Origin of the sequence: uncultured Kriegella sp. (assembly GCF_963975415.1) — a bacterium.
Lineage (GTDB): Bacteria > Bacteroidota > Bacteroidia > Flavobacteriales > Flavobacteriaceae > Kriegella.
This window is the reverse complement of sequence record NZ_CAXBGN010000011.1, coordinates 1-15,854: the sequence shown is the minus strand read 5'-3', so window position 1 is coordinate 15,854 and position 15,854 is coordinate 1. Positions and strand designations below refer to the sequence as shown.

The 15,854-nt window shown below is 38.8% G+C and carries 13 protein-coding genes; 3 read left to right on the top strand and 10 right to left on the bottom strand.

What is annotated here, in order from left to right:
* Nucleotides 1–76 precede the first annotated feature (76 nt).
* Nucleotides 77–1,339: an asparagine synthetase B gene (locus AACZ88_RS19215; protein WP_339713915.1), complete on the top strand. Its 1,263-nt coding sequence runs from the start codon at nt 77–79 to the stop codon at nt 1,337–1,339.
* Nucleotides 1,340–1,361: 22 nt separating this feature from the next.
* Here the strand turns inward: AACZ88_RS19215 and AACZ88_RS19210 are convergent, their stop codons facing one another.
* The 5 genes from AACZ88_RS19210 to AACZ88_RS19190 form a co-directional block, all read right to left on the bottom strand.
* Nucleotides 1,362–3,557: a PepSY domain-containing protein gene (locus AACZ88_RS19210; protein WP_339713912.1), complete on the bottom strand. Its 2,196-nt coding sequence runs from the start codon at nt 3,555–3,557 to the stop codon at nt 1,362–1,364.
* Between the two features lie 5 nt (nt 3,558–3,562).
* Nucleotides 3,563–4,060, bottom strand: coding sequence for a DUF2271 domain-containing protein (locus AACZ88_RS19205; protein WP_339713909.1), 498 nt, complete (start codon nt 4,058–4,060; stop codon nt 3,563–3,565).
* A gap of 6 nt (nt 4,061–4,066) precedes the next feature.
* Nucleotides 4,067–5,569: an ankyrin repeat domain-containing protein gene (locus tag AACZ88_RS19200; RefSeq protein WP_339713907.1), complete on the bottom strand. Its 1,503-nt coding sequence runs from the start codon at nt 5,567–5,569 to the stop codon at nt 4,067–4,069.
* Between the two features lie 329 nt (nt 5,570–5,898).
* The gene (locus tag AACZ88_RS19195; RefSeq protein WP_339713904.1) at nt 5,899–7,263 is read right to left on the bottom strand and encodes a hypothetical protein; all 1,365 of its coding nucleotides are present in this window, start codon (nt 7,261–7,263) and stop codon (nt 5,899–5,901) included.
* A 20-nt stretch (nt 7,264–7,283) separates the two neighbouring features.
* Entirely contained in the window at nt 7,284–9,701 is a 2,418-nt protein-coding gene (locus tag AACZ88_RS19190; protein ID WP_339713901.1) for a TonB-dependent receptor, read from the bottom strand.
* Nucleotides 9,702–9,821: 120 nt separating this feature from the next.
* On the opposite strand from AACZ88_RS19190, the gene AACZ88_RS19185 reads away from it, so the two are divergent.
* On the top strand, nt 9,822–10,865 hold the full coding sequence (locus AACZ88_RS19185; protein ID WP_339713898.1) for an AraC family transcriptional regulator: 1,044 nt from the start codon (nt 9,822–9,824) through the stop codon (nt 10,863–10,865).
* Between the two features lie 36 nt (nt 10,866–10,901).
* Here the strand turns inward: AACZ88_RS19185 and AACZ88_RS19180 are convergent, their stop codons facing one another.
* Nucleotides 10,902–11,699 (bottom strand): HAD family hydrolase, encoded by a 798-nt coding sequence (locus AACZ88_RS19180; RefSeq protein WP_339713895.1) that lies wholly within the window; start codon nt 11,697–11,699, stop codon nt 10,902–10,904.
* Between the two features lie 96 nt (nt 11,700–11,795).
* Here AACZ88_RS19180 and AACZ88_RS19175 point away from each other — a divergent pair, with 96 nt between their 5' ends.
* Entirely contained in the window at nt 11,796–12,218 is a 423-nt protein-coding gene (locus AACZ88_RS19175) for a secondary thiamine-phosphate synthase enzyme YjbQ (RefSeq protein WP_339713892.1), read from the top strand.
* A 77-nt stretch (nt 12,219–12,295) separates the two neighbouring features.
* Here AACZ88_RS19175 and rplT read toward each other — a convergent pair whose 3' ends face one another.
* The 4 genes from rplT to thrS all read right to left on the bottom strand — a co-directional run bounded on the left by rplT (nt 12,296) and on the right by thrS (nt 15,556).
* The gene (gene rplT, locus AACZ88_RS19170) at nt 12,296–12,640 is read right to left on the bottom strand and encodes a 50S ribosomal protein L20 (RefSeq protein ID WP_339713890.1); all 345 of its coding nucleotides are present in this window, start codon (nt 12,638–12,640) and stop codon (nt 12,296–12,298) included.
* 128 nt (nt 12,641–12,768) lie between these two features.
* Nucleotides 12,769–12,966 (bottom strand): 50S ribosomal protein L35, encoded by a 198-nt coding sequence (rpmI, locus tag AACZ88_RS19165; RefSeq protein ID WP_089891138.1) that lies wholly within the window; start codon nt 12,964–12,966, stop codon nt 12,769–12,771.
* Nucleotides 12,967–13,032: 66 nt separating this feature from the next.
* Nucleotides 13,033–13,581 (bottom strand): translation initiation factor IF-3, encoded by a 549-nt coding sequence (gene infC, locus AACZ88_RS19160; RefSeq protein WP_339714258.1) that lies wholly within the window; start codon nt 13,579–13,581, stop codon nt 13,033–13,035.
* Nucleotides 13,582–13,618: 37 nt separating this feature from the next.
* Nucleotides 13,619–15,556 carry a threonine--tRNA ligase gene (gene thrS / locus AACZ88_RS19155; protein WP_339713881.1) on the bottom strand — a complete coding sequence of 646 codons (1,938 nt, stop codon included), beginning with the start codon at nt 15,554–15,556 and terminating at the stop codon, nt 13,619–13,621.
* Between the last annotated feature and the right edge of the window lie 298 nt (nt 15,557–15,854).

Below are 15,854 nucleotides of genomic sequence, written 5' to 3'. Positions count from 1 at the left end.
TTTAACGGTACTTTAAATTTAAGGCACTGTTATTTCCAGTAACTTTGAGAACATTCATTAGCAAAATCAAGTTTGTATGCGAAAGATTTTGATTGCTTTTCTCTTCTTTACACTCTCTTCACCAATTTTAGCGAGTTCCATACTTATTCCTATGGATGCCGATGGTCAAAAAAATCATTTAAAGGCTTATGGGATTACCTATTGGGTACTCTCTAAACAGCAAAAAGTACAATGGCTCTTAAATTATCGTGGGGGCTCGTTTCTATTGCCCGATGGGGAGACCATTCGCAAAGAATGTCAAATACGAGGGGTTTCGTTCGAAATTTTATCAGATGCTCAGGCACAGGGGATTTTGGATGGTATTAGTAGTCCTTCCCAAAATCAAGAAGCTGTAATATTAGAGAAGGCCCCAAAGGTTGCCGTGTATTCCCCTAAAGGAAAACAACCTTGGGATGATGCCGTGACCATGGTCTTGACCTATGCCGAAATTCCTTATGTTACGGTGTATGATGAAGAGGTGTTGGGCGATAAATTGGTATTGTACGATTGGCTGCACCTGCACCATGAAGATTTCACCGGGCAATTCGGTAAATTTTACGGTGCTTATCGGGCGGCACCTTGGTATATAGAGGGCAAGAAAGAAGCCGAAAGTCTGGCCCGAAAACTGGGGTTTGATAAAGTTTCCGATGAAAAAGGGGCTGTAGCCGAGAAAATTAGAAAGTATGTTATCGGGGGCGGATTTATGTTTGCGATGTGTTCTGCTACAGATAGTTTCGACATTGCATTGTCGGCTGAGGGCATCGATATTTGTGAACCCATGTTCGATGGTGACCCTTCGGATGCGGATTATCAGGGCCAACTAGATTATAGCCGAACCTTTGCGTTTCAAGATTTTATTTTGGAAAGAAATCCGCTACGGTATGAGTTTTCATCTATTGATATGACAGATAGAAGGAAAAATGTTCCTAAAGAATCCGATTATTTTTCTTTGATGGATTTCTCTGCCAAATGGGACCCGGTCCCTACCATGTTATGTCAGAACCATACCGCTTTGGTCAAAGGTTTTATGGGGCAAACAACAGCTTTTTCAAGAGAACAGGTAAAACCGACCGTGCTGGTGTTGGGTGAAAATAAACTTAATGGGGAGGCCCGCTATATCCATGGCATTAAGGGAAAGGGCTTTTTTACATTCTACGGCGGCCATGACCCAGAAGATTATCAGCATAGGGTAGGGGACCCGAAAACGGAGTTGGAGCTGCACCCCACATCGCCCGGCTATCGGTTGATTTTAAATAACGTGTTGTTTCCAGCGGCACGGAAGAAAAAGCAGAAGACCTAAAATCAATTTTTAGGTACTAGTATTAGTAACAATCCATCTTAATTTGCTTGCGGTTTTGATAGTGGCTCAGGTCTTTGCCAAGATGTTCGTTGCAGAGTTGCTGTAGTTCTTGTAGAACTTCTTTTTGCATGGCAATGGAACCACAAATCATAATACACCCTTTCTTTTTTAGGGCGTCTAGGAAAAGTTCTTTATCCCGGTGAATCAAATGCTGCACGTAGATTTTTTCAGTCTGATTACGTGAGTATGCGGTTTTAAAATTAGCAAGTTTTCCATCTTGTAGGGCCTTTTCAATATAACCCTTGTACAGATTAAATGAATTTTTAGTTCTCGCTCCCCAATACAAATGGATTTCTTTCTTACGGGTATTCTCTTCTATCATGCCTAAAAAAGGACCGATACCGGTTCCTGTAGCTATGAAAATGGTCTTTTTTGCGTTTTTAGGGAAGTGGAAATTTCTATTGCCTACAACAGTGGCCGACAATTTTTCATTCTGCCCAAGTTGATGTAAATAGTTGGAACACAGTCCTTCTTCGTGCTTCCTAATGCTAATTAACAAAGTTTCCGCATTCAACTTACCTATAGAGTATAATCGCTCACGAGCTCCTTCTTCTGGAATTACCGATAGTAAATCACCGGAAATAGGTTTGGAGCCGTTTAGATTCTTCAGGCTTAAAAGAAACGTATCATCTTCGGGTATTTCTGCCTTATTAATGACTTCAAAGGTAGATGGAGGTAAAGAGTTGGTAGCTAATTTTGGCTTTTCTAGGTGTATTTTCAATCCAACTTTTTTAGACCATACGTCAGACCAATTATTGAAAGCTTCAAAAGATTGATCATTCACTGTAAATACATCTTGTAGCGCAGTACTATTTTCTAGATTGTCTAAAACCTCTTGTGTTTCATAGGCGAACTGACAGAAATTAGGATAGGCAGTAGAGCCAAAACCAACGATACTAAAATCAAAAGCTTGATTTTGAGAATGTTTTTTGACCAGTTGCACGAATTTTTCGGCGGATGCAGGAGCTTCCCCTTGTCCGTAAGTCGCTGTAATAATAATCAAATGCTCCATTTTTTTGAAATGGCTGTATTGATTCATCAAGGCTAAATGACTTTTCTTTCCAGTGGATAATAGTTGTTCGTGTAACTCTTTAGCAAATTGAAGTGTTGTTCCACCTTCGGTTCCCACTAAAATCACATACTCACTTTCATTTTTAGTATATGTGTTTTTAATTTTGGTCTTGGGCCTTTTGAAATATACGATGAAGCCCGTTACGGTTAAAAAAGGAATGGCCAAACTTCCCAAACCAAGAACTACAGACCATATGATACTTCCTTCTCCAGTGTGAAGCACTGTAGCCCAAGATGATATAACTTGAACAATAGGATACTTTTCTTCGGCTAATATTTCGCCAGTAACCTGATTTAGATACAGCTCTTTGTCCTTAAGTCGGATGATGTAGTAATCTTCAACAAACTCTGAAAAGGGATATTCCAGCTCCCGAAGTTGTGATAAAGGAGTGTTTTGAAATAGGGAAAACTGAGTGTAGTCTTTTATTGGCTCCTCATGAATGGAATCAAAATCGACTTGCAAAGAAACTTGGGTATCGGGTATTATATCAAAACGAAGCAAAGAAAGATAAACTCCGGTAATAGCTAATACCAATAAAGGAATGAGTGAAATTCTCGCATAAACCACGTGGTTGTATTGTGAAAAATTTTCACGGACCACAGGAGCAAAAAATTGTTTATAGCCACCTTGTCTTTTAGCTATAAGAACAATACCAGAAATAGTAATTAATATGAGTAAAAAAGAAGCGAAGCCAATTAGAAAGCGTCCTGTAGATTTTAAAAAGAGTGAACGGTGAAGGTTGGTGGCAAATTGAAAAAGGGGCTTCTTTTGAAGTAAAGCCCCTAATTTTTCACCTGTAAACGGGTCAATATAAAATGCTTCGTTCTTCCCATCTACGATAGCGGTAATACTTATGAAACCATTTCGGTCACGTGATACGGCCAGTATTTCTTCGTATTTCGCATTAAGGTTTTCTAAGGTTTCGGCCAAAGAGAGCTCATCGGCACCTGAAACACTGTAGGGTTCAATTTTATTCGAAATTGGTTCTACAGCAAGAATCACACCCGTAATGGAAGCAATCAGAAGAAAAATAGAAGATATAATTGCAAATAGTAAATGGCTATATCTCCATACCGATACAATCATAAATACTATCTGTTTGGTACCATTCTTATATAACGTATGTAACCTTTACCGTCTACTTTTTCCTTGATTGTAGCAGAGTTCAGTAGAATTTCGGCATCTACGGCATAGTACTCTTGATTCTCTACCGCAGACTCAAAACGCACTTTATATCCTGCGTCAATATGAGCGGCATTAAAGCCCAAAGATATAATATTTCGTTCGCCATTTCCTATTGTAGCGCCTGTAATGCCATCAATATTTTCACTGGTACCATTACTGAATTTCCACCAACTTTTAAGATCAGGGAACCATTCATCATCGTCACCCTGAACATAAAGTGTCTTTTCGTATTCACCGTCAGGGTTGATTAAAGAAACAACTACATAGGCTTTTTCACCAGTATAGTTTATCATTTGAATCATACACTTATAGCTCACTTCCGGCTCTTTTACAAAAGAGGTTAATATAAAGAACGCAGACGCTAAGCAAAGTGCACCAACGGTCTTGATTATTGAATTTTTCATGGGGAACTAGTTTAAAAATTGAAGATTAACCTTGTTTTTGGCTAATAATTCGTTCTCGCTTGCTAAATCGTGGGCAGTTTCACCAAATTCGGTAGTCGATTTTACGTCGGCTCCATTAGTGATCAAAAACTTCAAGATTTGGGCATTTTCGGTTTTCATAGCTGCATAATGTAATGGGGTGTTACCATCATTATCTTTACTATTGATATCTGCACCAAATTCCTTTACTTTTTTAAGTAGGCCAAGATTGTTTTTCGCAACCGCTAAATGCCAAACCGTGCTTTTGTCGCCTTGTACTTTTTTGAAATCAAAACCGGCCTTTGATAGTGTATTTACCTTGTCATCAAAATCTTTGGGGTTACCTCTTGTTTTAAGTAGATAGTAAGCTAAGTTATTACCTTTTTTATCCAAGATGGAGGTGTCGGCGCCCTTCGATACCAAATAGTTTACAACTTGACCGCTATTATTTTGAACGGCAAGGGCCAATGCCGAATTTCCGTCTTTATTGGTGTGATTAATATCTTGTGTTTTTTCGGACAGGAATTTAATCACTTCTAATTTATTGTTTGAGGCCGCATTCAATAAGGCCGTATTCCCTTCTTCGTCAATAGCATTTGGATTGACACCTTTGTCTATGAAATATTGTATTATAGCAAGGTCATTCGAAGATCGGGACAGGTTATGTAAAGGGGTGACTCCGTCTTTAGAGGTGACATTGGCATGGAGACCGATCCCTTCTAGATATTGAAAAACTTCCAAGCCGTTACTTCTTCCTCTTCCACCCCGGCTGGCGAAAAGAATGGCATTCTCTCCAGTAGTTGCGTTTTTTGCGGTAGATACTCCTCGTTTTTTCAGTTCTTTAAGAATTTCAATGTTCCCGCCTTGTGCCGCGTAATGGAAAAGTCCGTTGCCGTCATTGTCGGTAGTGTTGATATCAAGGCCCTTACCCAAAAAATAGTCTATTAATTTAAAATCTTTGGCCCGTGAAATAGCGACTAGAAGTATATTGGCACCGTGGTGGTCTTTTTCGTTTTTAAAATCGGCACCGTTCGCGATAAAAAAATCGAATATAGCCGGATCTTGCTGACCGCCAGCTACTGCAAAAGAGCTTACCGAGTAACCATGGGAATCTTTCAGGTTCATTTTGGCTCCTTTCTGTACAAAATATTCCATGGCCTCTAAATTTCCTCTAGAAGCTGCCCAGAAAATATAGGTACGCGAGTCATGCGTTCTTTTGTTGACATCGTTTCCTTTTTCTACGAGGTACTTAATTGTAGACAAAGGGTTTTCTGCAAATAGGGCGTAAGTAGTCGCATCGAATCCACCACCATTTGCTTCAAAAATTGAATGTCCTTTGCCAATATTGGCCTCTATGTCTGCAATACTTGGTTTAGAAGCCCAATAGTCGCGGTCTAAGAAAGGATTTTCTGTTTTTTGAGCGGATAGCCATGAAAACCCAATCAAAAAAAGTAGTGACAGGAACGTGTAACGCTTATAATTTAGTGTCATATGATAAAGGTTTGTTGGAAGTGGTTACTTCCGGATTCTAATGTTTCTGCAAATATCAATTTTATTTAGAATAAATCCAATTAAAGATAGTAAAATCAATTTTTAAACCACTTGGTGCATAGGTAGTTCACCAAGTGGTCTGTTTTATTATACTATTAAGCTGCAATATGTGGCACAGGCATTGGACTGCTCGGGGGCGCCAAATGATAAATCCATTCGGTGAAATTGAGGCGGCATCAAAAATATGATGTTCCTCGATTCATGTAATGAGTGTCCATCGCCATGTGCAATTCCTCTTATTCTTGGGCAGAGGAAATACCCATAGGGGGTTAAAATACCCCTATAAAATGACTGCCTGTTGCATTTACAAGTTCAGCACCCTTAGTAACAGCACCAGTTTCTGTATCAACAACATAAATACTTCCATTTTGACCAACAGCGCCTTGGGTTAGGTATATTTCTGTTCCATCAACTACAAATCCTTGGTATTGGAATAAGTAGAAATCTGTATCGTAAGGTATATCATCAATCTTTACTGCAGTTTGAGCATTCAAATCAACAAGAGCAAAGAATCCTTGAGCTCCAGCAAGACCAATTTCAGATCCTTCATGACGGTAAGCTAAAACTGCTTTACCATTTGCTGCTGGTCTCCATGCAAGAACGTATGCACCTTCAACACCTAAAGCATCGTCTAAATTAAAATCATAAGCGTCATCATATTCATTATCAGCGTCAATTTTTAAGATATGAGAACCTTCTGGATCATTTTGGTTAGCCTGGTAAACGCTGCCATTGTATTCAAAAGCGTTAATACTACGGTAACCGTTGGTGTTACCATGTCCTACGGTAGAAGTAATTATCGTTGGATTCAATAGGGATGGGTAGTCTAAAACAATCGTTTTTGAACCTAATATTTCATAATCACTATCACTTTCGGCAGTAGTAGGATCTACTTTGCTTAAACGTGCCCCAATATATAATTTATCTCCAGCTGTATTCAAAGTAGGCATGTCAATTCTAGAAATATAATAACCTGCAGCTTCTTCTTCATCTGATAAGGGTACACTGTGCTCTTGGAATTCTTTTATGGAAGAATTAACCAAGTCTAAAGTAACAACGCCAATTGTAGCTTCGGTACGCGTGTAGTTGTCATTTTCATCAAATTCATTTTCGGTAGAAACGTAAACCGCTGCACCCGTTTGGTCTCCGTCAAAAAGTTTTATCCATCTTGGGGCTGTACCTACGTATGGAGCAATACTAACCTCTGATCCGGATGGAGTAAATATTTGTCCGCCTTCAACAGTATATTTGGTGTAGTTTCCACCAGTATCACCGGCATAGCTAATATTAAAAATGGTATTTCCATCTTCTGAAGATTGTAATCTAGCCGTTCTGTTAGAAGGTGCTATAAATCCGTTTTCAAAAGGGTCTATAGAAACCGTTGGGTCTTTTGCATCTTCACTTGTTACAGAATAAATTAAGGTGCCTCCATTACCATCACCTGGTTCATCGCCCATTTTAGCTCCTGCAACGGTAATCCATCTTGATTCCTCTTCAACGGGTTCTTCGGTATCTGGTTCTTCAGTATCAGGTTCTGGTGTAGGCGTATCGTCATCACTGCTGCATGCTGTCATTAGACCTGCTGTTAGTATAACTGCGGCAAAAGTTTTAAGGTTTAAAATAGTTCGTTTCATTTTCGATTTTATTTAAATGATTAAAATTTATTTATTGTGTAATTCAATTTTAGGTAAAAAGCCCTCCCTGGTTTTTGTACAGATAAATTATCATATACGGGTTTGTCAAATATATTTTTGATGTCAAAACTCATCACAAACTTATTATTGGGGAATGCGTAACTGAGTCCGAAATCTTGTGCTAATTGTTGGGGCACCTCGAAAAATTCATTCCCAACAGTGTTGCTTCCTTGTGCCGTCAAGAACGAGAATTCATCAGTGAAATAGACATTATAGAAGGCATTAAGTCTAGACTTCTTTTGTATCAAATTCTTAAACGAATAGCGTAAACCACCGTTCATTGTAAAGAAAGGAGTGTTGGGGACATCGATTTCTATTCCTTGGTTTTCGATTTTCAAGTCGAACTTTGAAATATTGAAATTGAGACCAAAATTGTTATTGTATGAGTAATTTAATTGTGCGTCAAAACCTTTAGAAGTACCACTGCCTTGGTTTACATAGACTATTAATTCATCATCTATATTTAAAGAGGTTTCTATCGGTAAACCGATTCTATCTTTAATGTTTCGCGTAAAAACATTGGTAGATATGGTGAAAGCATGTTTTTTGATGTTGAAATTGCCAAACCTGAAACCTAAATTGTAGTTGTTGCTGCTTTCAGGGTCAATACTAGAGTTCGCTACTACATTATCCCCATCATTACCGAATACTTCTGTTTCATTGGGTAGACGTATGGCTTTTTCTGCCGATGTTAAAACAGTTACGTTCGGTATAATTTCATAGGATGCAGCAAAACCATACCCGTCGTAATTTTTATTACTACTGACTATTTCATCTACGATAACATCGTTTCCGTTTTCATCGGTTTCTATTGCGGGGTCTACACTTGTGGTTTTTTGTTGATAGTGCTTTCCAAATAAACTCGTCTTCAACTTATCATCAAAGGCCGATAATTCATAAGTAAGAGAGTAAATGTTTTTTTTCAAATCTCTGGTTCCTACAAATGTGTTTTCCAAAACAGATCTCAAAGCATCACTGTCTTCCCTGTCAATACCACTATATACATGGTTCAATAACACTTTGTGGTGCTCATTAAAAGCATATGATACCCCTGTTCTAATAGACGCTACATTTCTATTGATTTTAGCAAGGGTAGGGCCTCCCTCTTGTTGCGAACCCCAAGTATATTGGTATTCATTACCTCTAAAATCAGTAGCCCTTTCCCCATTCCAACTATAAGCCCATGAAACAGTATCGTTAACCATGCGATTTCTTTTACCATACAAGCCGTTTACGTTAACATCAAGTCCTTTCGTAAAAAGGTCTTTCTTTTGATAGTTCAGGCTTGCGAGCAGGGCATCCGACTCCAAAAACCTATCCTTATAAGGAGTTATGGTCATAAAAGCCCCGTGTTGAACTTCTTTGTAATCATCTGAACCTGTGATACCAACAAAAAATTGGTCGGCCCATTTTACATCGGTATAACCGATTTGTGCCATTCCACCAGTAGATCGATAGGCATCGTTGAACCTTCTGGCCGTTATGGGGGTTTGTACACCTCCTAAACCGGTAACAACAACACTTCTGCCAGAAACTTTATAATCATTATCAGAATAGTTGTGAAAAAGAGAAGCTTTTACCGTAAAGCCTGACTCTTTAAAGCGATACAAGCCATTAACACTAGTTTGTAGGGTGTTGAACGAGCCGTAAGAAACCGAAGCATTTAAATTGGTTTTTGCACCTTTATGAAGTACGATATTAATTGCCCCACCTAAAGCATCGTCTGCCAGATGCCCTGGTACGACCCCCTTATAAACTTCAATATTCTTAATCATCGAAGGAGGAATACTGTTTAGATTAAATGAAGAGCCGTAGGTAGAGATTGGAATTCCGTCAATAAAAATTCGTACCGAGTTTCCTGATAGTCCATTTAAACTATAACGTACTTCAGAACCTAATCCTCCATTTTGACGAATTTTCACCCCAACGGTGGTGTTTAATAATTCGTTTGTTTGAATATTTCGAAGACTAGCTTCCTTTGTTTTTACGGCAGTGACAGCAAAGCCTTTGGTTTCAATGGTTGTCTCCTTGGTCTTACCATTGACGACAATCTCGTCGAGATTTTCTGTGTTTTCCGAAAGGGTGAAGTCAATTTTTAAATCTTGGGAGCTCTTTTTGAGGATGATTTTTTTTGAAAGCGAGCCAAATCCTATATATGATACGGTTATGACATAGCGCCCACTGGGTACATTTTTAATGCTATAATAACCATTTTCATCGGTCTGTACCCCATAAGAAGTGTCCTTGAGAAGCACAGTTGCCCAAGGCAGGGCTTGACCATTATCACTATGAACTCTTCCGGAAATAGTGCCTTTTTGAGATTGTCCTATGGCCGTAATCGTTAGGATTAGAAAGGTAAAAACAAGTGTTTTGGTCATTATTTAATTTGTTTCTATATTTATTAAGATTTAGTCTAAATAAGTTAGATTTGCAAAACTAGAATAGGTTTTTAGGAGGAGGTAACGTAAAAGGATTTTTTATATACGTAAAAGGAAGTAATGAAACAGCGACTTAAAAAGCAGGGTAAGGAACAATACCCACAGAAGAACATCATCTCGGAAAAGTTCTTTTACGATTCGTTTATAGGCAATTCAGTACAATACGACATCGTTGAATCATATACGAAGGAAGGTAGGATGGTGGTAAGTGGTTCAACATTTTCCGATAAAGTCATGCCGGTCGGGAAGAGATTTGAAATGGGGGTTTCAAGTGATTGCCCCATATTAAAACTTCATTTTTCATTAGAAGGGGGAGGGAGTTTTGAATCACTGACGGCTGATGGAGCTTCTATTCATATTCCCGAGAATTATTGCAACATGTTCTATTTGCCGATCTTAGAGGGCAGGGATATATTTTTAAATGAAAAAATAAAAATATTTGAAATATATGTTGCCCATGATTACTTGAGGCACTTGTTATATGCTGAATTTGAAGAATCGTTTGGGAAGTTACATAGTGCTATGGCCAATTCAAAACCTTTTGTACTTTGGGAAAAGAGTAAACCCATAGCTCCGTCTATGATTCAAAAGATAAATGAGATTGTACAATGCCCGTATTCGGGCCAAGTGAGGCAAAGGTATTTAGAAAGTAAACTGACCGTGCTATTGATTGATTTTTTTCTAGGCAAACAAACCTCCAAGGTCTTAAAAGGTGATGTTAAAATACCAAAATCAGACTATTTGGCTTTGGTTAAAGTAGAAGGATATATTAGAAAAAATTTAAAGAAACCTCTTAGTATTATGGATTTAGCTGAAGTAGCGGGGTTTAATGCCACTAAACTGAAAAGAGATTTTAAGAGGGTTTACGGAATAACCATTTTTAAACATATTACGGCACTGAGAATGGAAGAAGCTAAAAAAATGATTACACAAGATGGTACGTCTATAGCGCAGGCGGCATATGAGGTCGGTTATTCCAATCCGCAACATTTTACGACAGCTTTTAAAAGAACCATGGGCTATTTGCCCAGCCATCTTAAGCAAGTAATATATTCGATATGCTCCCTATTTTTAGAAATACCGGCCAGTTTAATTGGTCTTTAAAGTTTTGGTACTAAGGTTTTGTTAGTTTTCGTTCGACTAACCCGTTACCAGTTGCCTAAGTATGTGTTCGACTCCTTGTTCATTGTTGCTCAATGTACTATAATTGGCCGCCTTTTTTACGTTTGGATGTGCATTTTCCATAGCAAAACTGAAATCGGCCAAAGACAACATTTCAAGATCGTTGTTGTAGTCCCCAAAAACCATAGTCTCTTTTGGAGTAATATTGTACATTTTTTGCACCTTATCTAATGCAAAACCTTTATTTGCGTTCGGGCTTGATATGTCTACCCAGTTTTCTCCGGAAACTTTCACTTTGAGGTCGCCTTCCAAATGTTTTACAGCGGGATAGATATACTTCTCTGAACTTTCAAAGTGGTATATGGCTATTTTTAGAATTTCCCCTTCAAAAGTTCTTAGATCGTCAAGTAATTCAAACTCTGTATAGTATTCTTTAAGCTTATCGACAAATTCATTTGAAGTGCCCAGCAGATAAGCCTTATCGCCTCCGCATAGCACAGGGTGTATATTGGGTACTTTTTCCAACACTTCCAAAATTGTGTTTTTAGCTCCGCTTTGCAAGGGCGTTGAGATTAGTTCTTGACCATTTTTTCTGGCGAGACCTCCATTCTCGGCAATGACGATAATATCGTCCTTAATCGACGATAACTTGTCCACAATGCTATGGTATTGTCTTCCACTAGCGGCTACGAAGACGATATCTTTCTTTCTTAATTCTTTAAAAAGTTCAAAAAATTGGTCACTGACCTGATGATCGGAGTTTAAAAGTGTACCGTCCATATCGGTAACGACCATTTTAACTTGGGATAAATCCATCGAAAATAATTTTAAGCGGCAAAGGTATTTGTTATGAATGGGATAATGGCTTAGTTTTAGAAAGTTTTACATTTTATTGATACGATTAAAAGGACTATGAAGTTTTATCAGAAGGAAATCAGGTTAAGAGGTTACGAAAGAGGGTTTCATTTAATTACGGAAGATATTCTGGTTGCACTACCTGAATTAATGCACATAAGCACGGGAATCCTTCAGGTCTTTATCAAACACACTTCGGCAAGTTTGACTATCAATGAGAACGCCGACCCTACCGTGCGCATTGATTTTGAAAGTCATATGAATAAGATGGTTCCCGAAAATGCGCCATATTACATTCATACCTATGAGGGGCCAGATGATATGCCGGCACATATAAAATCATCTTTAATGGGGGCTTCCGTACAAATTCCTGTTACAAGAGGAAAACTCAATCTTGGAATTTGGCAAGGAATTTATCTATGTGAGCATAGGGATTATAGTTCGGGAAGAAATTTGGTCATCACTGCATTTGGAGAGTGAGTATGAGGTATAAAAAATCCGGTTGACTTGAGGGTCGACCGGATTTTTTATGTGAGCTTACTGATTTGTTTGTTATACTATTTTACTTTATCCACAATGGCTTTAAAGGCATCGGGATGGTTCATGGCCAAATCGGCTAAAACCTTTCGGTTTAGGTCAATTTGATTCGCTTTCACCTTTCCCATAAATTGAGAATACGACATTCCGTGTAACCGGGCGCCTGCATTAATACGGGTAATCCATAAGGCACGAAATGTTCTTTTTTTGTTTCTTCGGTCTCTATAAGCATATTGCATTGCTTTTTCAACCGCATTTTTTGCTACTGTCCAGACATTTTTACGTCTTCCGAAGTAACCTTTGGCTTGCTTCATCACCTTTTTTCTTCTGGCTCTTGAAGCAACTGCATTTACTGATCTTGGCATAATTTTAATTTTTTTTGTAGCAGGCGGTCCATGTGACACTTTGTAATCTTCTCAACCACAGTTATAAAGTGTGATTTTTACTGATAAGCCTAACTCCAGGGTTAATGTTAATTACCGGCTTTGAACAATTATTTTAAGCACAATTGTTCTTTGATGCTTTTTTCATCCGCTTTGTGTACCAAAGTGGAATGGGTTAAATTAAGTTTTCGCTTTTTAGACTTCTTTGTAAGAATGTGGCTTTTAAAAGCGTGTTTTCTCTTAATTTTTCCAGTACCCGTAAGCTTGAACCGCTTTTTGGCACTAGACTTTGTTTTCATTTTAGGCATTTTCTATTTATTTAATCAATGATGTCCTGAAAACTATCAGGATATTTCAGTAGCTCACCTACTAATCTATTTTTTTGTTTTTGCTGCGATGAACATGGTCATCCGCTTTCCTTCCAATTTGGGCATCTGTTCTACTTTACCCCATTCTTCCAGTTCAGAGGCAAGTCGTAATAACAAGATTTCGCCCTGATCTTTATATACGATGGAACGGCCTTTGAAAAAAACATACGCCTTTAATTTGGCTCCATCCTTTAAGAACTTCTCGGCATGTTTCTTTTTAAATTCGTAATCATGGTCATCTGTCTGCGGACCGAAACGAATCTCTTTTACGACAACCTTAGACGCCTTGGCTTTCATGGCCTTTTCGCGCTTCTTTTGTTCGTATAGAAACTTTTTATAATCTATTATTTTACATACAGGGGGATCTGCCTTTGGTGATATCTCTACCAAATCCAACCCCATTTCGTCAGATTTATCCAGCGCTTCCCGTATTGGATAAACCCCAACTTCTACGTTATCGCCCACCAACCTGACTTTTGGTGCTAAAATTTTTTCATTGATTTTATGAGGGTTTTTATTTTCCCTCCTAGGTTGGGGCCTAAATCTTTTTCTTATAGCTATGACTCGTACTTTTTAGTTAAACATTCAGTTTTTAAAACGACTTTAAGGTACTATTTATTTCTTTAGTTACCAAGCCGGCAAACTGCTCTAGGGTAATTGTGCCCAAATCTTCTCCACCGTGTTTTCGAACGGATAGGGTGTTTGTAGCCTCTTCATTTTCCCCGACAATCAACATATACGGTATTTTGTTCATTTCTGCCTCCCGTATTTTCTTGCCCACAGTTTCGTTTCTGTTATCAATGAGGGCGCGAATTTCGTTATTTTCCAAGGAAATTAAAACTTTTTCGGCATATTTTTCATGTTTCTCGCTAATAGGCAGCACAATAGCTTGCTCAGGGGTCAGCCATAATGGGAAATTTCCACCGGTATGCTCTAGTAAGAGGGCAATGAATCGCTCCATACTTCCGAAAGGTGCCCGATGTATCATTACGGGTCTATGAAGTTCGTTATCGCTTCCTTTATAGGTTAGGTCGAAACGCTCAGGAAGGTTATAGTCTACTTGAATGGTGCCCAATTGCCATTGTCTTCCAAGAGCGTCCTTGATCATAAAGTCTAATTTCGGACCATAAAAGGCGGCTTCACCACTTTCGATAACAAAATCGAGCCCTTTTTCCTTTGCGGCATTGATGATTGCGTTTTCAGCCTTTTCCCAGTTTTCGACAGATCCGATATACTTTTCCGGTTTCTCCAAATCACGAACGGAAACTTGGGCGGTAAAGTCTTCAAAGCCTAAAGATCGTAAGACATATAAAGATAGGTCGATCACGTTTTTAAATTCTTGATCCAGTTGGCCTGTAGTGCAAAATATGTGTGCATCGTCTTGTGTAAAACCACGTACCCGGGTCAACCCATGAAGCTCACCACTTTGTTCATACCTATAAACAGTACCGAATTCCGCAAAACGTTTTGGTAGATCCTTATAGGAATGCGGTTTGAAATTAAAAACCTCACAGTGATGCGGACAGTTCATTGGCTTTAATAAAAACTCCTCATCTTCTTTGGGGGTATGAATGGGTTGAAAGCTATCAGCTCCATATTTTTCATAATGGCCTGATGTGACATAAAGTTCCTTTTGGCCGATATGCGGGGTAATGACCATTTCATACCCGGCTTTTTTCTGTGCCTTTTTTAAGAATTGCTCCAGTCGTTCCCGCAAAGCAGCACCTTTGGGGAGCCATAGTGGTAGCCCCTGGCCCACCTTTTGGGAAAAAGTGAACAGTTCCAGTTCCTTTCCTAGTTTTCTGTGATCTCTTTTTTTGGCTTCTTCAAGCAATGTTAGGTATTCTGTAAGCTCTTTTTGTTTAGGAAAAGAGATGCCATATACCCGAGTCAGTTGTTTTTCGTTTTCATCACCTTTATAATAGGCGCCTGCAACACTAAGAATTTTAACGGCCTTTACGATACCGGTGTTGGGGATGTGTCCGCCCCGGCAAAGATCGGTGAAGGTGCTATGGTCACAGAACGTAATAGTGCCATCTTCTAAATTGCTAATAAGATCAACCTTATATTGATTCTTACCTTTATAATAAGATAGGGCCTCGTTTTTGCTTACGGCTCTCATAGAGAAGTCATGTTTTCCGCGGGCTATTTCCAACATCTTATCTTCAATGGCCTTAAAATCTTTCTCTGAAATGGTTTCATCCCCAAGATCGACATCGTAATAAAACCCATTATCAATGGCCGGTCCGACCCACAGTTTTACATTAGGGTGCAATTCTTCAAGAGCCTGTGCCAAAATATGGGCCGATGAATGCCAAAACGCCTTTTTGCCTTCAGGGTTGTTCCAGGTGTAAAGCACCAACGAACCGTCTTCTACGAGAGGGGTGGTAGTTTCGACTACAGTGTCGTTGAATTTTGCTGAAATTACATTTCGGGCAAACCCTTCACTGATACTTTTGGCAACATCCATAGGTGTGCTGCCTGGGTTGTGTTCTTTTATGGTGCCGTCTGGTAGCGTAATTTTAATCATACCTGTTATATACCTATATATTATAAGGATGCAAATATACTATCTAGTATTGATGCTGACAATAATAATAAATGTGTTTTTAGGCGTATCCTTATATATAGGTATGGAATGGTCTGGTGGCCCGTTGGGTTCGGTTAGCTACTTTGAAGGGGCGTTATGATTCTAGCTACATTTTTTTGCTATATTTTTTATTCGTAAAACCCTATGGTACAGTGTGCTCTGGGATGAGTAAAAAAAACTTTTAAAAACCCTTGCAAAAAGAGTTGCGTAATAGGGAAAAGGTTGTAGATTTGCAGCC